This is a genomic window from Paraburkholderia sp. BL17N1 (genome assembly GCF_003634175.1).
In the GTDB taxonomy this organism is placed as follows: Bacteria; Pseudomonadota; Gammaproteobacteria; order Burkholderiales; family Burkholderiaceae; genus Paraburkholderia.
The window spans coordinates 1,156,432-1,176,859 of record NZ_RBIW01000001.1 but is presented as its reverse complement, the minus strand read 5'-3'; the positions used below and the strand labels follow the sequence as shown (position 1 = coordinate 1,176,859).

19 protein-coding genes and 1 riboswitch are annotated in these 20,428 nt (G+C 58.3%); of the genes, 11 read left to right on the top strand and 8 right to left on the bottom strand.

Annotation, left to right across the window (positions count from 1 at the left end; translation table 11 throughout):
• Window positions 1-8 precede the first annotated feature (8 nt).
• Window positions 9-1,223, top strand: a complete 1,215-nt coding sequence (locus tag B0G82_RS05075) for an integrase arm-type DNA-binding domain-containing protein (RefSeq protein WP_121306829.1) — start codon at window positions 9-11, stop codon at window positions 1,221-1,223.
• A 218-nt stretch (window positions 1,224-1,441) separates the two neighbouring features.
• Here the strand turns inward: B0G82_RS05075 and B0G82_RS05070 are convergent, their stop codons facing one another.
• Window positions 1,442-1,900: a hypothetical protein gene (locus B0G82_RS05070; protein ID WP_121306828.1), complete on the bottom strand. Its 459-nt coding sequence runs from the start codon at window positions 1,898-1,900 to the stop codon at window positions 1,442-1,444.
• Window positions 1,901-2,952: 1,052 nt separating this feature from the next.
• Here B0G82_RS05070 and B0G82_RS41055 point away from each other — a divergent pair.
• Together B0G82_RS41055 and B0G82_RS41050 are read left to right on the top strand one after the other, a co-directional pair.
• Entirely contained in the window at window positions 2,953-3,351 is a 399-nt protein-coding gene (locus tag B0G82_RS41055) for a DUF445 family protein (RefSeq protein ID WP_121306827.1), read from the top strand.
• A gap of 20 nt (window positions 3,352-3,371) precedes the next feature.
• Complete coding sequence (locus tag B0G82_RS41050) at window positions 3,372-3,671, top strand: DUF445 family protein (protein WP_158608129.1); 300 nt, start codon at window positions 3,372-3,374, stop codon at window positions 3,669-3,671.
• Window positions 3,672-4,317: 646 nt separating this feature from the next.
• Here B0G82_RS41050 and B0G82_RS05055 read toward each other — a convergent pair.
• The 3 genes from B0G82_RS05055 to B0G82_RS05045 form a co-directional block, all read right to left on the bottom strand.
• On the bottom strand, window positions 4,318-5,763 hold the full coding sequence (locus B0G82_RS05055; protein WP_121306825.1) for an HNH endonuclease family protein: 1,446 nt from the start codon (window positions 5,761-5,763) through the stop codon (window positions 4,318-4,320).
• 488 nt (window positions 5,764-6,251) lie between these two features.
• Complete coding sequence (locus tag B0G82_RS05050) at window positions 6,252-6,665, bottom strand: hypothetical protein (protein WP_147439447.1); 414 nt, start codon at window positions 6,663-6,665, stop codon at window positions 6,252-6,254.
• A gap of 180 nt (window positions 6,666-6,845) precedes the next feature.
• Complete coding sequence (locus B0G82_RS05045) at window positions 6,846-7,355, bottom strand: ADP-ribosylglycohydrolase family protein (RefSeq protein ID WP_241974655.1); 510 nt, start codon at window positions 7,353-7,355, stop codon at window positions 6,846-6,848.
• Window positions 7,356-7,659: 304 nt separating this feature from the next.
• Between B0G82_RS05045 and B0G82_RS05040 the strand changes: the two genes are divergently transcribed.
• Window positions 7,660-8,928 (top strand): IS256 family transposase, encoded by a 1,269-nt coding sequence (locus B0G82_RS05040; RefSeq protein WP_206751610.1) that lies wholly within the window; start codon window positions 7,660-7,662, stop codon window positions 8,926-8,928.
• A 15-nt stretch (window positions 8,929-8,943) separates the two neighbouring features.
• Here the strand turns inward: B0G82_RS05040 and B0G82_RS05035 are convergent, their stop codons facing one another.
• The 4 genes from B0G82_RS05035 to B0G82_RS05020 form a co-directional block, all read right to left on the bottom strand.
• A complete protein-coding gene (locus B0G82_RS05035) occupies window positions 8,944-9,249 on the bottom strand; it encodes a hypothetical protein (RefSeq protein ID WP_121306822.1) in 306 nt (101 codons plus the stop codon).
• Window positions 9,246-9,599: a hypothetical protein gene (locus B0G82_RS05030; RefSeq protein WP_121306821.1), complete on the bottom strand. Its 354-nt coding sequence runs from the start codon at window positions 9,597-9,599 to the stop codon at window positions 9,246-9,248. The genes B0G82_RS05035 and B0G82_RS05030 overlap by 4 nt, the downstream gene beginning before the upstream one ends.
• A gap of 224 nt (window positions 9,600-9,823) precedes the next feature.
• Entirely contained in the window at window positions 9,824-10,252 is a 429-nt protein-coding gene (locus B0G82_RS05025) for a DUF3293 domain-containing protein (protein WP_121306820.1), read from the bottom strand.
• 28 nt (window positions 10,253-10,280) lie between these two features.
• Window positions 10,281-10,386: riboswitch (SAM-I-IV-variant riboswitch) on the bottom strand.
• Between the two features lie 282 nt (window positions 10,387-10,668).
• The gene (locus B0G82_RS05020) at window positions 10,669-10,962 is read right to left on the bottom strand and encodes a cyclic-phosphate processing receiver domain-containing protein (RefSeq protein WP_121306819.1); all 294 of its coding nucleotides are present in this window, start codon (window positions 10,960-10,962) and stop codon (window positions 10,669-10,671) included.
• 47 nt (window positions 10,963-11,009) lie between these two features.
• On the opposite strand from B0G82_RS05020, the gene B0G82_RS05015 reads away from it, so the two are divergent.
• The 7 genes from B0G82_RS05015 to B0G82_RS04985 all read left to right on the top strand — a co-directional run bounded on the left by B0G82_RS05015 (window position 11,010) and on the right by B0G82_RS04985 (window position 20,316).
• Window positions 11,010-11,645, top strand: a complete 636-nt coding sequence (locus B0G82_RS05015; protein ID WP_241974484.1) for an NYN domain-containing protein — start codon at window positions 11,010-11,012, stop codon at window positions 11,643-11,645.
• A complete protein-coding gene (locus B0G82_RS40385) occupies window positions 11,629-11,847 on the top strand; it encodes an OST-HTH/LOTUS domain-containing protein (protein ID WP_241974482.1) in 219 nt (72 codons plus the stop codon). The genes B0G82_RS05015 and B0G82_RS40385 overlap by 17 nt, the downstream gene beginning before the upstream one ends.
• Before the next feature lie 594 nt (window positions 11,848-12,441).
• The gene (locus B0G82_RS05005; RefSeq protein ID WP_199730059.1) at window positions 12,442-13,404 is read left to right on the top strand and encodes a hypothetical protein; all 963 of its coding nucleotides are present in this window, start codon (window positions 12,442-12,444) and stop codon (window positions 13,402-13,404) included.
• Window positions 13,405-14,140: 736 nt separating this feature from the next.
• The gene (ltrA, locus tag B0G82_RS05000; RefSeq protein WP_241974480.1) at window positions 14,141-15,463 is read left to right on the top strand and encodes a group II intron reverse transcriptase/maturase; all 1,323 of its coding nucleotides are present in this window, start codon (window positions 14,141-14,143) and stop codon (window positions 15,461-15,463) included.
• Window positions 15,464-15,968: 505 nt separating this feature from the next.
• Entirely contained in the window at window positions 15,969-17,711 is a 1,743-nt protein-coding gene (locus tag B0G82_RS04995; protein ID WP_158608128.1) for a dynamin family protein, read from the top strand.
• Window positions 17,708-19,618, top strand: a complete 1,911-nt coding sequence (locus B0G82_RS04990) for a dynamin family protein (RefSeq protein ID WP_158608127.1) — start codon at window positions 17,708-17,710, stop codon at window positions 19,616-19,618. Before B0G82_RS04995 ends, B0G82_RS04990 begins: the two co-directional genes overlap by 4 nt.
• Entirely contained in the window at window positions 19,615-20,316 is a 702-nt protein-coding gene (locus B0G82_RS04985) for a glycosyltransferase family 2 protein (protein WP_206751609.1), read from the top strand. Before B0G82_RS04990 ends, B0G82_RS04985 begins: the two co-directional genes overlap by 4 nt.
• The last annotated feature ends 112 nt before the right edge of the window (window positions 20,317-20,428 follow it).

The following is a 20,428-nucleotide window of genomic DNA, read 5'->3' as shown; positions in this document are numbered from 1 at the left end:
GGTGTCCCATGCCTCTTACCGATCTGGAAGTTCGCCGGGCTGCGCCTCGTGAGAAGCCATACCGGGTCTCCGACGGCCGCGGAATGTATCTCGAGATTTCTCCGTCTGGCGGGAAATACTGGCGCCTCAAATATCGATTCAACGACCGGGAGAAGAGGCTGGCGCTAGGCATCTACCCCGATGTCACGCTCGCCCATGCGCGAAAAAAGCGCGATGAAGCCCGTGCGATGCTTGCCGATGGTATTGATCCCGGTCAGGCCAAGAAGGACAAGAAGCGCCTCGCACGGCTTAACACCGCCACCGCGTTCGAGGCCGTCGCGCTCGAGTGGTTCGAGCAGCAGGCGCCCGGCTGGGCACCCAGCCACTCCGAGAAGATCATGGGGCGACTGAAGAAGGACCTGTTTCCCTGGCTTGGCTCGCGTCCCATTGCGGACATCAGTCCACCCGAAGTCCTTGAAGTGCTGCGCCGTGCCGAGAAGCGCGGTGCTCACGACACCGCACACCGGCTGCTGCAGAACTGCGGTCAGATATTTCGCTACGCCGTGGTGACCGGACGCGCCATGCGCGACGTCAGCGCCGACTTGCGCGGCGCGCTGCGGCCCAACCGGCATACCCACTTCGCCTCGATTACGGATCCCGAGAAGGTCGGAGAGATGCTGCGGGCCTTTGACGGCTTTTCCGGGACGCTGGTCGTGCGCGCGGCGCTGCAACTTGCGCCGCTGCTGTTCGTGCGACCCGGTGAGTTGAGGCAGGCCGAGTGGGCGCAGATTGATCTGGAACGGCGCGAATGGTCCTTTACTGTTTCGAAGACGAAGACCGAGCATCTGGTCCCGCTTGCTAACCAATCTGTGGAGATCCTGAAGGAGTTGCAGGCGCAAACCGGCCAATGGCGTTGTGTCTTTCCGGGCCGCGATCGTAGAAAGCCCATGAGCGGCGCGGCGATCAATGCCGCGCTGCAGCGACTGGGCTTCGACACGAAAACCGAGATCACCGGCCACGGATTCCGGGCGATGGCTCGAACAATCCTGCATGAGCGGCTTCGATTTCCCGCCGAAGTCATTGAGCACCAACTGGCGCACCGGGTGCCTGACTCGCTCGGCAGCGCCTACAACCGCACGCGGTTCATTGACGACCGGTTCGTCATGATGCAGGCGTGGGCCGATTACCTGGATCGGCTGAAAGCGGGGGCGGAGGTGGGACCGATTCGGCCGCGGTGTGTTTGAGGCGGAAGTCCTGACGCACCGCGTTTGTTGCCGATGGGTGGCGAGTCGCTCGTCACGTGTGACGGAGAGGACTTGTTTTCGCGGGAATGTAGACAGTTGGCTGACAACCAGCTGTGGGGTTACTTCACGTTTCCCCCGCGATCTTGCACGGTTGAAATCACGTTTAGATTCGTTGGGGTTACGTCGTGCGTACATGTCCGTTCATATCGCCTTCACGTTCATAGATTTTCCGTATCCGGTCTGATCTGGAAGCTGAACGTATCTTGAACGACCAGGGAGCCGGGTTCATTATTTCCGCGCTCCGTCTTGCTGTGAAATGCCGGACCGGTTTGCTGCCGGACTGGACCCTTTGCCGGGCGGTTGAGAGAAGTCTTTGTGTTGCCGCGCACATTCGAAGTGCCATCCGCTCGACGAGCGTTGGCGCGCCGTTTCTTCGTCTCCTGCAGCGCGTATCGAAGCGCACTGGTCGTAACGTTGATGCCCGCCTGTTTTGCCTGTTCGATTAGTTGTTCGACCGAATACCCTTTGGCGCGGGCCGCATCGATATGGGCGCGCACGTCCTGCATCGCGTCGCGTACCGTAATGCGTCGCTCGGAGGGTGGCTTTTCCGGTAGCGCGTCGAGCAACCGTGCGAACTCGTCCCATTGGGCTTTCGTGTAAGTCTTCGGTGCTGGCATGATGATCTTCCGTTTGCGCTGGTGAGCAGTGTGTCGAACTGATCGTGCATCCCGCTCGTTGGCGCGTCAACGCCGCATTCGTGCGCGGTGTGGACGATGGCGGATCGCCTTGGACGGTCGTGGGACGCTGCGGAAGGACGTACTTTTTTCTGTTCGTGGCGGAGGCGCAACGACATCTGTCAAGGTAATGCCATGCCGCAGAGAAGCGCGTGAAGTTTGGCGGCATCGCTCACCCGTCGAGCGTGCATGTCACGTTCGCTACCGCTGAAGATATTTGCCCATGACTACCGATTGGGATTCGTGCGCGGTATGGGTTATTGTTGGCGCGATCGGATTACGCGACGCATGGGACGCAGCTTCCTGTCTCTATCCACCTTGCGTTTACTAATGAAGGTAGCCACAACGCACATATTGGCGACGTCCTTGGTAACCCGGTTCTGCGCCAGTTGGGTCGAGTTCAGGTCTAGTGTGAATACGTTTGAAAATCCACCCTAAAAATTGAAGAAGATAACGGTACAGCAGGATAGGCTACCGCCGGTTTTGGGCGCCATTCGTCCGCGAGCATGGCGGAGTGGTTGAACGGGCTAAGCCCCTAACCAGTTGATGGCTCTCGTGAACGTTGTGCAAACGTACATTTTCGTAGACGCGGTGCGGCGAACCTAACCAACTCTCTCGCCGTCGAGCACGTCGCCGGCGATGCGAGAATGCTGTTGCGGCGCCACGTTCCTTGATAGGGTCCCCGAATGCCCGGTTGCCGAACCCGGCACGCGCGGGTGTATCGAGTGCTGCCTGATTGAATCCGGCCGCGCGGCGTCACTAATCCAGGTTGTGAACTCCGGTGATCGCCGCTTCGATCGTGCTGTTTGCGCGCGCACAGAGATTGACATAGTAGATTGGGGACCGAGAGCTCTGCGTGGAACCGGCCGCATAGCTTAAGTTCCAGCGACAGGCAGGTTCCCGCAAATCGCCCGAAGCTGCCGCGAAATAATGAAGACATGCAATCAGTGTGTGGATCGACTTGTACAACGCCGTGCGAAAAATGAACGAGCCCAATGCGCAGGCATCTGGAGACGGACAGCGCAGTTCTTCGGTGCCGACGTCTCATCGCACACCAGGTTGTCGACTGGATCAAGGAAGAGTATTCCACGCTTGAACAAATACTGCCTACAGCTGCAATCGGCAACGGTGCTGCCGGCATGATTCGTAGCGGTGTGAATCAGATCCTCAAGAAGGTGTCCGATGATCGCGACCATATGCTGCGCAAGGAGTTCGACTCGGCCGTTCAGGTGTTGATCGCCAGACTGAAGAGCGACCGCAGCTTCCCGGAGAAAGGTGAAGAACTCAAACGCCATTTGCGCGACGGCGAAATGGTCAGCACCTACGTCAAGGACTTGTGGAGTGGCGTTGCGCACGTGGATCAAGACCGATGTGTCAAATCCGCACTCGCATGATGCATGCAAAGATCGCCGCGATGGGCGAATGGCTCGGCGCCGAACTGGCGTCTAACGCCGAGCTGCGCGTATCACTGAATGCTCATATGATCAAATCAGCGGAATCGATGGTGCCTGAACTCGCCGGTTTCCTCACGCGACATATCAGCGACACAGTCAAGAACTGGAACACGCGTGAGATGTCGCATCAAATTGAATTGAACATCGGTAAGGATTTGCAGTGCATTCGGATCAACGGAACCATTGTTGGCGGATTCATCGGGATGCTGCTTTATCTGGGAGCGCATCTGCTCGATCTGGCCAGGATTCACGTCGCGTAACGAAATCGGCCAGAAACTCGTAGATACCGTCACCGACAGGAAGTACGGAGCGGTGGCAAATGTCCGTCGCAACGCCGAGGATGGGCATAGGTCACCCCTTGCGCCTGGTACCGATTTTGTCCGCGTGCGGGGCAGCAATGCCCTCGGGCGTTTCCAGGCGTTACGCCCTGTTGGCGCCTCCCATGCACCGGCTCTGGCATGTCGATGCAAGCGCATTTCCGAGCCCGGCGTGAAGAACACTTCCATGTGTCGGGCCGTATGCCGCTGACTTGCACTTGTCGCGAGTACGGCAAGCAAATGTTTACCAGCCCACGAACCGCGCGTCGGATTCTCGAGAGACCTCCTGCTAAATAGCGTTAGAAAAAGCAAGCCCACGTCGCAGCACGCGGAGAAAAGGGGGCAACGTTGACCGCCTGTTCTGCATTGCAATGCATCACCGATGCCACTGTCGCCAACTCCGCCCATTCCGCCAACTACGGCACGCTGCTCTTTGCCGCTCAACGTAACTTTCCATCGGTTCTTTCAAAGCGACACAATCGATCTACCGACCGGGATTGCGGATTCTTCGATCGACCTCAATCGCGGGAGCCAGGTCAGCTGGAACTTGCGCCAACCTGGATCATCCGACCTGTGCGCTGAGATGAACTTACCCAGCTTGATAATGCTGCAGCAGCAGCTCTAGCATGCTCTGCCGATGTCGCTCTATCTTGGCGGTATTCCATTGTTCCTTGCCCATCAGATGGAAAATGTGCGCCAGCTTCAATGCGTCATAGGTCGGCTTGCGCTCAAAGTCGACGCGCTTCTTTTCCGGATCCTGATTGCTGTAGGAGGAATTCTCGCCCGGGCTGAGTAGGGCCAGGTTGCCGAAGCTGTTCAGTATGGCGGGTTCGAGCTGTTCCTGGCGATACTCATGTTGCTGGGGGTGGACATGCTCTACTGAGTTTTTCGAAGCAATGCGGAAATCGCGCCAATATCTTTCGGCCAGAAAGGGCAGCTTTTCGCGGCATTTCCACAATACGTATTCCAGCTTCTGAAACCAATAATGTTCGAAGCCTGTACCCAGTGGTTTTCGCAGATGATTTTCAATCTCGGCAGGAGAATGGCATTCCGATTTCTGCCCGCATAACAGCGCGAAGCTGGCTTCCTTTTGCGTATTCTGGGCCAGGGAAAGTACGTTATCTATCTTTTCCAGCTCGCGCAACGCGATGTCCATCGACTTAAGCTCATTCGACGCATTGCCGGTTGTGAGCGCCGTGGGCTTCATCATCAGCGCCAGAAAGGGGCTGAGCCAATACTGGGCGCTGCGCTCACCGGTGAAGTTCCGGACAGCCTGAAGCTGAACCAGGTCCGGCGTGAGTTCAGGGTAAAAGCGGTTCAGCCGTTTCACACCCTTGCTCTCGCTCAGCGTCACGCTGCCCAGATGCAGGTGCTCGACGTCGCCATCTCGTTGCAGCCATTTCGCTACCCAACGGTCAAACTGATAGCGCACCCGCCACAGGCATTCAATGAAAGCGATGGCATCCGCCTCGTTCCCGTTTTCGACGAACTCGTGGAAACACTCACCAAAGCGCGCCGCGTTGAGCCGGCAGCTAATGTCGCCTTCTTCCCGTTCGGCGCGGAAGATACGATAAGTGTGCATCAGCAGCAGCGGAAAGCCGATGATGGAGCGACAGTACACCGTGCTGTCGTCTTCTTTGACAGAAGGCGCTCCTGCTGGCCCGTCTTCTGTGCCGAGCTGGACATTCACCTCCGCAGCCAGCTCCGCCAATGTTTGCCCTATGGTCTGCGCCTGATCGCTCTCGTCCTGCAGAAAGCGTTCCGCATCGAATTGCGCGAGGTCATCGAAGCGCAGCTCTTGCCAATCGGCATGGGGGAAAAGCTGCCGCACATTGCGCTCAAAGTAATTGTTCAGATTCTCGCAGGCTTGCCAGATGGCATCGTATCGGCGCTTGTGGCGACGAATCTTGCGCAGCAACTGTGCCTTGAGGATATCGCTCTGCTCTAGCTGCACGCCGCCTGTGTTGATGCGGGTGAACAAACGGTTCGGCTTCGACCCCAACGTCAGGTTGCGTTGCCGCGCCGGTCGCTGCATCGCGACGCACCTTCCTGATGTGAGAGCGGGCGTATTGTTTTCGACGTCACGACGTTCCCTGACGCGGCGTGGACCGACGTCCGCTTCAATCGGGCCGGCGTCGTTCGACCGTAGCTGCAAGGGACTATAGGAAATCTTCGGGACATCTCGTGACTCGATGTGAATCTGTTGTGTTGTAGCTGCTCAGTAAACATTGGGCAAAGGCGAGAGTCGATCGGCCGTTTCCTGAGCAGAGTCCTTGTCGATGCGTGCGTGCAAGAATCGGGAAAAGTAAGAACGGCAACAAGAGAGGGAAGTGCGACTCCAAGCGCAACGTCACCAAGGATAAACGGCAACAAGGTGGGTGGCGAAACCCTGCTTGCCGTGCCTGTTACATGGCTTTGAGGCCTTGCCCGTTCAGGTCCTGGCATCACCAGAGAGCCAGACACCGGAACGAAGCCTGGTGGGACTGGCGGCCGCCGAGTTGGTCCGAAGAGGCTACTGATCCGTCAGTGTAGGCGGTCGCCACCGGCTGGCCCCGTTCCGGAGTCGGCCACCGTGGACACCGGCGGGGCGGCTTCGGGCGCACCGAAGTCGATCAGCCCTTCGTCGTTGTAGGTCCGAACGATGAAATCCAGCAAGGACGCAAACCGATTGACGACGAACACGAAATTCCCGGCAATTAAACCGTGCACATACGGCAGCACGTAGGCGACCGTCAGGTCTTCATCGCGGTCCAAGGCAAACACAGGCAAGAAGACCTCCTCGTTCAATCGTCGCGCCAGCCCTTGCTTCTGGTCAGTAGGAGCCAGCCTGTTCAGCGGAAGGTAGGTGCTGAGCCGGATGAACTTTCGGTCCGTGACCAAGGAAACGCTATATCCGATACCTTTCTCAGTACGCAGCGAGATATGGTCGTGTTCCACCGTGTATGGCACCAGGCCGCTATCGCGGACATGGACATTCAGGATCTCGATGGTGACGTCGGATTCAGCAAAAATTTTGGTGAAATGTTTCTCCTGGTGGTAAGTGCGTTGTACCGATGCAGCCAGGCAGGTGCTGACCTGCCGGATTTCGGTTGTTATGCCGTCACGGAGGCAGAGCCTTTAGGCACGAATATCCGGGAACCGTGCGATCAACGGTTCTACAAGCTCAAATCCCCGAAGCTGCTCAAGCCAGCGTTCCGGGATGCCGTCAAGGCCGAACCTGATTCCGGCGAGACCGCAAGCGACTGCTGCCGTCGTATCTGTGTCATGTCCAAAGCTGATCGCAGTCCGGGCAACTTCTGAGAACGATTTTTCTTCCAGCGCCTTGCGCGCTGACCAGAGCGTGTCGACCACGTAGCCGGTCCCACGCGCTTCGCTCGACCTGGGAAAGCTCCTCAGTTCATCGAGCTCTGCCAGAAACGCTTTCTGTTCGTGAGGATCAGACCAGGCCTGGTAAATTTCCTCGAGACGCTGATCTGCCCACGACCAGGGGTCCGGTAGCTTGTTCAGATACCCGCGTGCGATGAGGCAGTAGAACGCACAGGCGACCAGCGACCGAGGGTGCCCATGAGTCGGCATCGACTGCAGATGAGCGCTCCTGGCTAGCTCACGATCTGGGCCGGTAGCCAACAATCCTTCCGGTGAAGAACGTTCTTCACCGGTGCTTTGCAAAGTTCTCTCGCACAAGCCGTTTCAGGCAGGCAAGTTGGTCATCCCACGGCCATGCCGATATGTCGTCGGGTAGTCTGGTGCCAAATCGCCGGTTACCACCTGAGAGGCAGAACAACGTTATCTGTGTCGGGCGTGAGAACTCCGGGATGACTTCAAGGTAAGGCTGGAAGTCTTTTCTTGCCTCATCTTTCTCACGCTTTGCTGGAGCCTGTCAGATTTTCTGTGTGCCGAGGTCATGAGACGATAACGGAAATAACGTCCTATGACCGAAGCAACCGTGACAAAGAAGAACAGGAACCCGAAGGCACCGAAGCTGTTTCCCGACGAGTTGATCGACCAATTGCTTGCCCAGGTGCAGGGCAAGGATGCTGAGTCGGTCCTGGGCGAATCAGGTCTGGCCGGCCAGCTCAAGAAACGGCTGGCCGAGCGCATGCTCGCGGCCGAGTTGAGCCACCATCTGGAAGCCGAGACCGGGCAAGGCAAGTCCGGCAACCACCGCAACGGCACCAGCCCCAAGACGGTCATCACGCCCAATGGCGAACTGAATCTGGACATTCCGCGTGACCGGCAGGCGACATTCGAGCCGCAGTTGGTGGGCAAGTATCAGCGCCGGCTGCCGGGCTTTGACGATCACGTCATCAGCATGTACGCGCGCGGCATGAGCGTGCGCGAGATTCAGGGCCATTTGCTGGAGCTATATGGCCTACAGGTGTCGCCCGATCTGATTTCGACCGTCACCGACGAGGTGCTGGCCGAAGTCGAACAGTGGCAGCAACGCCCGCTCGAGGCGATGTATCCGATCGTGTATTTCGACGCACTTCGACTGAAGATCCGCGACGAAGGCACGGTCAGGAACAAGGCGGTGTACCTCGCGCTGGGCATTCGGGCCGACGGGCGCAAGGAAGTGCTGGGTTTGTGGATCGAGCAAACCGAAGGCGCCAAGTTCTGGCTGAAGGTTTTCAACGAGTTGAAGAATCGCGGTTTGCACGACATCCTGATTGCGGTGGTCGACGGCCTGCGTGGGTTCCCGGAGGCCATCGAGGCGGTGTTTCCGGCCGCGCAGATCCAGACCTGCATCGTGCATCTGATCCGTAATTCGCTGAATCTGGCGAGCTGGAAGGACCGTAAGCCGTTGGCTGCGGCGCTCAAGCCGATCTATCAGGCCGCCACCGCCGAAGCCGCTGAGGCGGCGCTGCAAGCCTTCTCGCAAAGCGAATGGGGCAAGAAATTCCCAACGGTCGCCGCGATGTGGCAGCGCCAATGGGAACAGGTCATTCCGTTCTTCGCCTATCCGCCGGAAGTACGCAGAATCATATACACGACAAATGCGATCGAAAGCATGCACATGCAGCTTCGCAAGATCGTCAAGAACCGCGGTCACTTCCCAAGCGACGAAGCCGCCAGCAAATTGCTATACCTGGCCTTGCGCAACATCGAAAAGGACTGGAAGATGCCACCTATCACCTGGCGGCAAGCAGTCAATCAGTTCGCCATTCTGTTCGGCGAGCGGTTCACCAGCGCCATCAACTGAGATTTCTAACCGGCCTCAGCACACAAGATTTCTGACACGTCCCTTTGCTGCGGCCTCACGCTCTCGCCGTAACAGGACATTGTTTTCAGCCATCACCTGCTTTAACAGATTGTCATCGATGGCGAACCGGCTCGATTGAAGTCTTTCCAGCAACAGGGCGTTGCCTTCTCCATGACCGAGCCAGCAATCCAGTCGTTCTATCGACTTCGAAAAGTTTGTGAATCCCAGTTCAGCAAAGAATGCTTTTGGGTCCAGTCCTGACTGTTCGATTACGTTCAGAAGCAGTTTGCCGATGGGGTAGTTGGAATGGCGCGCTCTCATTGTCCTTTCCTCCCTTGGCATTCAAACCGCTCGTGCTCGGCGTACGGAACAAGCGCAGCGAAGAAGCTGGCGATGTGAGGTGGGTCATAGGCGTACACGGGGAGCAAACCCTGCTTCATCCATTGTGCCGAACGGATTGCGCGAAAGCCGCCAATGACGCCATTTGTGCAGCGTGCCGCAACGGCCTCGCGCACGTCTGGCCGCGGCCTTGCGAAGAGGAATGACCCGGGGCGGACGGTGCCGGGAAGTCCGATCAAGAGGACGTGATGCTCAGGCGTTTCGATCTGAAACTGGAAGCGATCGAAGAGGCTGTCCAGCGAGGGCAGAATGCCCAGTAGAGGTTGTGTCATTTTTCTCTCCATCCCCGGTGGTTCGGCGTTCACCGGCCTCCGGGGTATAGAGGCATGGCGACGCTTTAGCAGAATTTATGAGTCGCGCTGCAAGTTGTGCTTTAAATCCGCGACATAAAACAAAAGAAACCGTCCGGCTTGCGGTAAAGCGGGTTGCTTCCCGCTTTAGCTGCATGTGTAATGCTCCGCCAACTGAAATTTGCCCGATCAGGTGGACGGGTGATTCAACGCAATAGCACGAGCTGAGGCGTCGCATCGTCTGCGGACCAGACAATTGCGTTCTGACGGTATTGCGCGCCAAGCGCCTTTGCGGCTTCGAGGGAGAGCCCGGGCACCAGATAACTCGCCTCGCCAGGCCACTTGTTTGACGGGTGCTTGCCGATACCCTCGATCGCGATCAAGCCAAGCCGCTTCAGTTCACACGCCAACGCCTCCTGACTGGCGGCGTTGAACTCAGCACTACACGTCTGGCTAAAAGGATTGCAGGCAGTCACGAATGCGCTGCAATTGACGTCGTGAGCTTTGTGCAGCGTGGCCAATGCGGGATTGGCCTGGCCAACCCTTAATGTCGTAGGCGCGTCGCCAAAAGCGAAGTATTCGGTTTCCAGGTAAGCCTGGATCGTTTCACTAGGAATCGCTGAGTCTGAAAACAAAAAACCCTCCGTTCAAGGAGGGTCGACGCGTTACCCGCTTGGTTGCTCTCATGAGAGCCACATTCGCTTTCGCGTTCCACCTTGCCCGGGGAGGCAGGTTGGCATGGGCGTCGACCCAATTCAGAATGCGAGTCGGATTAGATCACAGGCTTGCCCATTGTGTCAAGAAAAAAGTGCGGGATCATGTTTCTGCGATAGGTGGCGGCCTGTCCGCGCGCAAGGAAGTGTGCAGAACCTGCGGGGGCATCCAACCGTTCGCCATGTTTGCCGCGCGCTGTGTCGCATCGATCTGGCATGGTGGGCAGCTACGTGCGCGCTATAGCGTCACCGATTACATTGCGGCGATCGGCTTCTAAAGCGCCTGCATGTCGAAGCACATAGATTGTGTAGAAATCCCGATGGCGGATCGAAAACTGTTAGCGGCTGGCCAGTCGCTCAATGGCGAGCACGCCAGCTCGCATTTTTTCGACCGCCGAAGAATTCGCGGAGTGCACGATGATTCTTGGCGGCTTGAACCCACGCAACGCCACGGCCTCTTCGATCCAGAGGATTACATCGTACCCGGTGCCCCGTGCGTCATCCCCCAAATCATGATCCAGGCTGATTTCCTCGATGGCCCCGGTCTGGAGCAGTCGGATGGCCTCATCGGGCCAGAAAACGCGATGCCACCCGTCAGGTGTCGGCCGCGCATCGTCGAGAAACACTTTCATGTTTGCTTTACCCTGAAGAGGGTGCGTCCGCACAGGAGATAAGTATTATGCTGAAGTCCTTCAATAGGGCCTATGCCAATATGATTGCCTCCAAACGCGTTTCCAGGATCGAAGCTGAAGAGCCTGCCCTGCGGCTTGCCGTACTAATCGACGCCGATAACGCACAGGCCGCAGTCATCGAGGGCATTCTCGGGGAAGTGGCAAGATTCGGGGAGGCAACTGTGAAGCGCATCTATGGTGACTTTACGTCGCCGTGTAGCGCTTCCTGGAAGAAGGTCCTACAGAAGTACGCTATCAAGCCGGTTCAGCCGTTCGCCTATTCCACTGGCAAGAGCGCAACTGACAGCACCCTCATCATTGACGCGATGGATTTGCTTTACACCCGACGATTTGACGGCTTCTGTCTCGTGACAAGCGACAGCGACTTCACCGGGCTGGCAACCCGAATTCGGGAAGAGGGGGCCGATGGTGCTGGGCTTTGGGGAGCAGAAGACGCCGGATGCGTTCCGGAGTGCCTGCAACAAGTTCGTACTTACGGATCTGCTGCGGCCTGCGCCAGCGGAGACCATACCGGCAACGGCCAAGCCCGAGCCCGCTGTGGCGCCTGTACTACCGCCCGCAACTGCAGTATCCCAGGCCGCGGCGCACAGCATTCCGCAGGATTTCATGCTTTCCGCGCTTAGCCAGTCGTCCGACGAGAATGGCTGGGCGCATCTGGGCACTTTTGGGAGTTATCTCACGAAACTGCAGCCGGACTTTGACGCACGTGCCTATGGATTCAGGAAGCTATCCGACCTGGTGAAATCGCACCATGACATCTTCGTTACAGAAGAGCGCGCCGTACCCAGCCAAGCTAAGAAGCAGCTCTATGTTAAGCCCAGGTGAGGCCTTGGCGGGCGCTCATAGTGAGACTCCCTAGAGACCCAGTCATGCGCGGCGCGCGATAGCGGATTAGGGGAGGTGTGGCCAGATTGAAGTCCGAAGTGCGACCGGCGTCCCTAGCTGATCGCTGCTATCCGGCGCACCTCGACTGCAGCCAGCGTCGGAACTCGAGAGGTAGAACGCAATTTTATGGTTACAACTAGTTACACCCGAAAACATCGTGTGTATAGTAGGTGGCGTTGCATTTGGGGATTTGCATGTCCACAAAGAGAATATCGGTCAGCTATCGCGTGTCGGCCCGCTTCAAGGAATTGCTTAACGCTGCCGCGAAACATGAAAACCGAAGTCAGACGAACTTGCTCGAGACATTGCTTTTCGATTTCTGTCGAGCGCGCAAAATAGAAACAGATTCCGAGAGACCAGAAGCCGTGAGCCACTTTCAGTAATACCCGCCCCCTTGATGTTCGGCCGCGCGTCGCAGTAGCTTGCTGCGCCGTCCGTTCTTATCGACCGAATTCCCCGCGCCGGAAGCGCCAGACCCTGCGTCGCACCGCGGACGGATTCGTTTGACCTGGCCATTTCTAACTTGATGCGCTCATGAGCTTCGCTTCCGTTTCGCTGTCCACCATCTTGCATGCGTCCGTTTTGTCGGCACTGGCCTTCGCGCTAGCGTTTTTCATCGGGCAGTTCATGCTCCCCTTCTTGCGCGTCCGACGGGAACTCGGCCATGCCATCCGTGCACTGAAGGCGTTAAAGGACGCGGACCAGGGCGTCGATGCAGACAGCATCGGCGAAGAGGTCATGAAGGGAACCGCGTTCAAGCACTGCTGGGATGAATACCGCGACACCCTTCACGCTCAGAAGCACGTCAACGCGGCGGGCATGACGGAAACGGACCGCTGGCGCGCGACGGCTACCGCGAGCACGTTCTTCACCGAGCAGGCGCTGATTGACGCGCCGCTGCGCACGGAGTTCTACAAGCATCTGCCGGGCATTCTGACCGGTATCGGCATCATAGGCACGTTTTCGGGGCTGATTCTTGGCCTGAACGGTTTCAAGATCACGGACGATCCCCAAGTCGTGCGCGGAAGCCTCGAATCGCTTGTGTCGAGCGTCGGCGGCGCATTCCTGTTATCGGGCCTTGCCATCTTTCTCGCGATGATCGTGACGACCATCGAAAAGGCCATGGTCAACAAGCTCTACACGCTGCTCGACAAGCTCTGCGGCGACATCGACGGCTTGTTCGAGTCGGGCGCGGGCGAAGAATACTTGCAGCGGCTCGTCGAGGCCTCCGAAACCTCGGCCACGCAGGCAATGCAGATGAAGGAGTCGCTCGTCACGGACCTGAAACAGGTTCTGAGCGAGTTGACGCAACAGCAGATCGCGGCGATCACGAACACGAGCACTGAACTCGGCAGGTCGATCACGACGAGTCTGTCTGAAGGTTTGGCGGAGCCGCTCGCGCGCATCTCGAACGCGGTGCAGTCGGTCGGCAACAGTCAAGGCGAGGCGGTGATACATCTGCGGATCCGCGCGCGGTCGGCAATCGTCAGCAGTTGATCGATGCGTTCCAGGCGAGTCCCGGATTCAACGTGATCATCCTCTCGCCGTTAGCGGTCGGGTTGGTGTCGCACATAGAGAGAGTGACAAAGGAAATCGCGACTCGTTCGTCACTTGTCTAGGTTCGAAGGTGAATCAGACGCGCATTGATGTGCGCACCCCGAGCGCTTGAAACGTCCTACCTCGATATGAATGAGCGACGAAGTGAGCGGGCGCATCGGGAAATTTCGTGTCCGGTTGTGCGTCCAGCTAAGGCTGGCATGTTCAGCAGGAGTCAGTCCTGCCGGGGTAGGAGTCAGAGGCCCCGTAGCTTGGATAGCAGGGTGGCGGGAAACCAAGACTCTGAAGCCTATCGACAGGCATTTCCTAGGGGAATGCGCGAGTCATTGGGCCGTAACAAAAGTGAACGCAGATGTGGCCTCGAAAATGAAAAGCTCCGAGGGCCGAGCCCGCAACCGTGAGGGTGAAGGCAGCATGGGTAGCCGAAATCTGACCGATACGGCTATTCCACTTCGGCGGGGTGGAAGCGACGGCACGATGACAAGGACATGCCAAGCAACTGGAGAAGCCCTCCTCGCCCCGGCGCGAAATCGCCGGAGCAAGGTAGGCCCTATAACCGGCTAACCCGGGAAGTGGGCCGAAGGCGAGAGGGTGGCGGATGGGTCCGTAGTAGCGGCGAAGCTGGGTAACGCCGGTGGAGCGAAGGGGCCCTGCTGTTTGTAGTTTCCTCGACAACATGGGAGGCAAGGACGAGATGACAAAGGCGTCCAGCAGTTTGCAGGACCTGAGGCGGGGAATATACGTCAAGGCGAAGGCTGAACCGTCCTGGCGTTTCTGGGGGTTGTACGTCCATGTCTGCAAGATGGACACGCTGCGCGAGGCATATGCGCTGGCCAGAAAGAACAACGGCGCTCCGGGTATCGACGGAGTGACGTTCGAGGCTATCGAGGCGCACGGCGTGGAGGCGTTTCTTGAGCAGATACAGGGCGAACTGATCGGGCGGACCTACGTGCCGCTACGGGCTCGGCGGCAGGAGATACCGAAGGACGGGGGCAAAGTCCGTGTTCTTTCGATTCCGGCTATCCGTGACCGGGTGGTCCAGGGTGCGCTCAAGCTCATATTGGAGCCGATCTTCGAGGCAGACTTCCAATCGGGGTCGTATGGTTATCGTCCGAAGCGTACCGCGCATGAAGCGGTGCATCGGGTGGCGACGGCGATTGTTCAGTGCAAGACCCACGTCATAGACCTTGATTTGCGCGCCTACTTTGACACAGTTCGGCATCATCTACTGCTTCAAAAAGTGGCGCGTCGGATCAAGGACGACGACGTAATGCATCTGCTGAAGCTGATGCTGACTGCGTCGGGCAAACAAGGCGTTCCGCAAGGCGGGGTGATTTCACCGTTGCTCAGTAACATCTATCTCACTGAGGTAGACCGTATGCTGGAGCGGGCGAAAGAAGCCACGCGCAACGGGAAGTACACCTACGTCGAGTATGCCCGATTCGCTGACGATCTGGTGGTGCTGATCGATGCCCATCCGCGCCATGCGTGGCTGCTGAGGGCGGTGACCACGCGACTTCGGGAAGAGTTTGCCAAACTGCAGGTTGAGGTCAATGAAGAGAAGAGCCGCACCGTTAATCTAGACCGCTCAGAGAGCTTCGGCTTTCTGGGATTCGACTTCCGTCGACTCCGCAGCGTACAGAGGCAGGTGTGGCGGGCGCACTATACGCCAAAGCTGAAGAAGCGCACGGCGTTGTTGCGTAAGCTCAAAGACGTGTTTCGGCGATACCAGTCGCAGCCGGTAGATCGGGTGGTAGAACTGATCAATCCAGTGTTACGCGGTTGGGTGAATTACTTCGCTGTTGGACATTCCAGCGAGTGCTTCAGCTTCATCAAAGACTGGGTAGAAAAGAAGATCAGGCGCCACATGGGGCGCTCCCGGAATCGGCGGGGCTTCGGCTGGAAGCGGTGGAGTAGGCGCTGGTTGTATGAGGAACTGAAGCTGTTCAACGGCTATCGTGTTCGTCGTGCTGCCGCACCGAAAGCGCGCCCAGCATGATAGGTCCCATAAATCTTGACATGAAGCACACAGGAGAGCGTAGTGCCGGAAATCGGCCCGCTGCGTTCGACGTGGCGGGAGCTGGAAACGTGACCATGGTTAACGGATTGCGGGCCATCGCGAAAGCGGTGGAATCACCACCGGCGCCTATCGGTGCGCGCGCCAGTTCTCGACCCTACCACTCGGTGCGATGCTCCGCGCCCGGTGCGGCGGCTGGGACGCGCCTTGTCCACAGACCTGCCGGTCAGCGATATTCGAGGGCGTTCATAACGGGCCCCTTAAGCTTATTAAATGTGTGCCGTAAACGCATGAATCGTGTCTCCAGGCAGGCTAGTGCGTTCATGCCAGAACTGAACCGTCAAATCATGCGCCTGTTGCTCGATGCCGCGGACTCGGCGACCTCGCTCCCACCCTGTGAGCTTCCCGATGATCAGCGTGCGGCCTGACGCAGGATCTGCCCGAATCATCCCTCAAATCAACTCGCAAAAAAGTAAGGATAATGCTCATGTTGCAAATTCAGACCGACTGGATTTGTCTTCTCGACGAGTTCCGTCAATTGGCTTCGAGCGCTTCGCTGAAGTCCGATCAGGTCGACAACCTTGGCGCGCGTTTGCGCCACACTGAGTTGCTGCTGCCGGTGATCGGCTCATTCAGTGCAGGCAAAAGCAGTCTGTTGAATGCCTATCTCCAGAAGGAGATCCTGTCCGTCGGCCTCGCTCCGGAAACCGAGCTCGCGACTGAGTTGCGTTACGGCGAAGATCCGCATGCGCTCGCCATGCGCGCCGATGGAACCAGCGAACGGATGGACATCGACGCGCTCAAGTCGATTAAGGCTCGCGCGCGCGAGTTCACGCACGTCCAACTTTTCCTGGATGACGCACGGCTGAAAGCGATCGAGCCGCTCGTTTTGGTCGATATGCCGGGTTTCGGTTCGTCACTTGAAGCGCACAACAAGGCGATTGGCTGGTACTTGCCGCGCGGCGCGCATTTCATCGTCGTGATCAGCGTGGAGGACGGCACGATTACGCAGTCGCTGCTGCGTCAGCTCGACGATGTTCAATCGTTGGGCCGCGACATGACGATCCTGCTCAACAAAACCAATCTGCGCGCCGACGATCAGGTGCAGTCGGTAGCCGCGACCATTCAGGAACAGCTTCAGGTCCACTACGGTATCGACGAAGCGGTGGTTCCGGTCGGCACGGACGGCAATGAGGTGCTTACGCAAGCGCTCGCGCGAATCGCGCCAGAGCGGATCGTGCGCCGCCTCTTTGTCGACGATATCAAGTCGCTGGCCGAATCGCTCGTCGAGCAGATCCGCATCTCGGAGCGCGCGCTTCTGACCGATAAGCGTACCAACGACAACGCACTGGAAGAGCTGGCCGACGGACTGCGTCGCATTGAGGAGCGCCGCGATCGCATAATCGCGGATTTGCGCCGTCAGCAACTCGAACGCGTCGTGGAGCGCACATTGAAGGCGGTCGAACACGAACTGGTGGATGCGGAGAGCGAGCTATTGACCGCGGCGCTTGCGGGCAACAGTGACTCGTTCTCGCGCACCTTCACGGAGATCGTCCGGCACGCGGTGACGCGCACGCTGAAAGAACAGATGGACGAAGTGAGCCGCACGATCGTCAGCGACTTTGGTGCAGCACTTGCCGACCTGAAACCCACGATGGTGCAACTCGGCAGCGGGCCGGACTGGCTGAAAAACCTCACCACGAGGCTTGACCAGTCACTCAAGAGAACCGGCGACATGCTGGCGGGCTGGAGCGAATCGCTGGCGTCTCACAATGCCCGGGAGCTGGAAAAGCGCAAGCAGGAAACCGACTGGAAGCCTGGGCAACCGCTTCCTCAGGTCAACTATCGCAACATCGCGACGATTCTGGCGATCACGACACAAGTGATCAATCCGCTGATCGAACTCGCCATCATCTTTTTGCCGGAAATCCTGGCCTTCTTACGTGCGGGAAGCCAGCGCGAGCAAATGCGCAGAACCATCCGCGACGATGTAATTCCGGCGTGCAAGCGCGAACTTCGCGGCAAGCTCAGCGCGCTGCTCGCCGAGCAACTGGACAACCTGGTGGCGCGCGTAGCCGCCGATTTCGCGGAGGAAATCGAAAGGCAGAGCGCCGCGATTCAGACGCATCGCGAAAGCGCGGAGGCGAGCGCGGACGAATCCAACGCAAAGCTCGCCTTGCTTGCTCAAGCGCGGGAGCACATCCAATGTTCGGTCAAGGAACTGCAATGAAACGTGAAGCCGTGACCGTAGAGCAGGAAATCATCGAACTCAACGATCGCATCAACGCGTGGCTCGATCAATTCGATGAGCACATCGGGCGAGATGCCAGACCGTATGCGAGGGAATTTGCGATCGATCGCGCGGCAGAACTGTCCGACGCACTTAGGCTGCTGAACGATGAGGCGCGACTCCTGCAAATCGGTGTAGTCGGTCGCGTGAAGGCGGGCAAATCATCGCTGCTCAACGCACTCATCTTCGAAGGAAGGCCGATTCTCCCAAAGGCGGCCACGCCGATGACCGCCGCACTGACCACGCTCGCGTACGACGAAGAATTCCGCGCCGAGGTGCAGTTCTATACGGCCGACGACATTGAGCATATGCGCGAGGACAGCCTGCGCTACGAACAGTATCTCGAGACTGAACAGGAGGACGCCGCGCAGGCACTGCGTCAACGGCCGCGCCGTGGCAGTGGCGCGGCCCCGGTCGAGGACCACACCTTCTGGAGCGAGGTGCGCAAGCTGGCCTCACGAAACACGGCTACACGGCACGCGATGCTGCATGCCGCGCACGATCAGTATCGGCGCATCTGCAATGCGGGTCTCGACAGGCTACCGCATGGGAAGCACGGCAAGATCAGGGCGAGTGACGCGGCGGGCCTCGCAAAGAAGCTACTGGATTACGTCGGTGCGGAAGGGCAGTACATGCCTATCACCAAGAGCGTGGATATCTATCTGCCGCTCGAAACGTTGCGCGACGTGCGCATCATCGATACACCCGGCATGAACGATCCGGTGGTGTCGCGCGAGGCGCGCACGACCGAACTGCTGAAGAACTGTGATGTGGTGTTCATCGTGAGTCCGGCGGGCCAGTTCCTCAGTGATCCCGACCTCGACATGATGGGCCGGATCGTTCAGAGAGAGGGCGTTCAGGAACTCGTGATGGTGGCGAGTCAGGTCGACAATCAATTGTTTGGCAGTGAGGTCCTTCGGTCTGACATCGAGGACGCCCTGGGTCATGTCACGCAGACGCTCGGCCGGCACATGGTCGGCACCCTGCAGCGGCTCAAGCAGACCAATCCCGAAACCGGGCGTCTTTTCGACAAGCTGATCGATGAAAAAGGCGCGGGCAAGATCGTCTACACGTCCGGCATCTGTCATGGCATGGCCGCACGTTTCGACGCGAGGCGTTCGTGGGACAGCGGCGAGAAGAAGGTCTGGGAGAACCTGATCAAGATGTATGCGCACTCGTTCCCGGCGGACGACTTCGAACACTGCCGCGCCACGCTCGGCGTGCTTGGTAATATTCCGGCGCTCAGCGCGGTGCTGGAGCGCGTGCGGCATCAGAAGAACGAAATCATCGAAGGACGGCGGCGGGAGCTGGTGCTCACCAAGAAGAGGTCAATCGAAGGATTCGTACGCAAGACGCTCGATTTAATCGATCAGAGAACGCGCGAAGTGCGCTCGGCGAGTGTCGACGATCTGAAGAAGCAGCAGCGTAAGCTGAAAGGCCAGATCGATGTCACGAGGCACGAACTCGATGGCGTGTATAAGGCGGAGCTTCGAACTTATCGCGGTGAGTTGGTGGATAGACTGAATCGAATCCTGTCCGACGCTTACCAAACGACCGACAAAACCGTCACAGAATCCCGGGAGGACGACAGCGAGGACAGAGAGCGCGACAGCGACGGCGCGCTGGCGTGGCTGGCGCGCAAACTGTACGGCGGCGGCAGGGAGACATATTCCGTGAACGTCACGCGTGTTCACACCCAGCAGGTCATCAACGGATTACGCAAGTTCGCGCGCGATCTCAATCAGCAGCTTTCGTACGAGGTGAGAGCGCAGGCCGAGCAGTTTGCCCAACAGTTGATTCGCCGCATGGGCGCGTGGGCATCAGCAACGCCCGCGAGAACGTGTTGACTCAATGTCAGACGGTCGTCTACTACTACAGCTTCCAGATCATGAAGATGTTGCAGAACTGGACGCGCAACGTGATCTGCATTTCGGGGTGTCTGTTCGCGGTACGCCGCGAGCATTTCGAGGCGATCGAAGAGCAGGTGAAGCATAGGAACTGGTTCGGTGTCGGCGTCCGCGACGGCGAGGACCGATACATGACGCATCTGCTGTTGCTCAAAGGGTTAAAGACCTATATCAACATCAGCGCGCAATGTTGGACGGCGGCGCCAAACAACTTCAGGCAACTGTTCATGCAGCAGCTTCGCTGGCGGCGCAGCGGCCTGCGCGACCTGTTCTGGACGCTGCGCAAGTTCGGCGACAATCTGGAAGTGTTGCATCCTTTGACGGTGGTGAATCTTCTGATTCCAGGCGCGCTGCAAGTGCTGTGGCCTGCGATGTGCCTCTACGGGTTGGCGTCGGGTTGGCTTGCCGAACATCTCCTGCAGGATATGCAGCTCTATTTTGGACTGTGGGTTGTCGTCGGGCTGCTCTATAACCTGTACGTGCGCTGGCACAACCCGGAGCAGAAAGTGAACCCGCTGATCGTCGGTGCCCTCGGGATGTGGTTCATAGCCGACTCCTTTCTGATTACGCTCGTGGCGCTGTGTACATTTGATGTTGGCGAGTGGGGGACTCGAGGGACTTCGCAAAGGAAAGCATGAATACTGATGCCTTGAGCCGAACGCTCGCAAGTCGGTGTGATGAGAAGCGCGCTTTTCGGGCAGATTCGCGCGAAGTCACGGTAACTGGCATGGGCGGATGCCAATAACGATG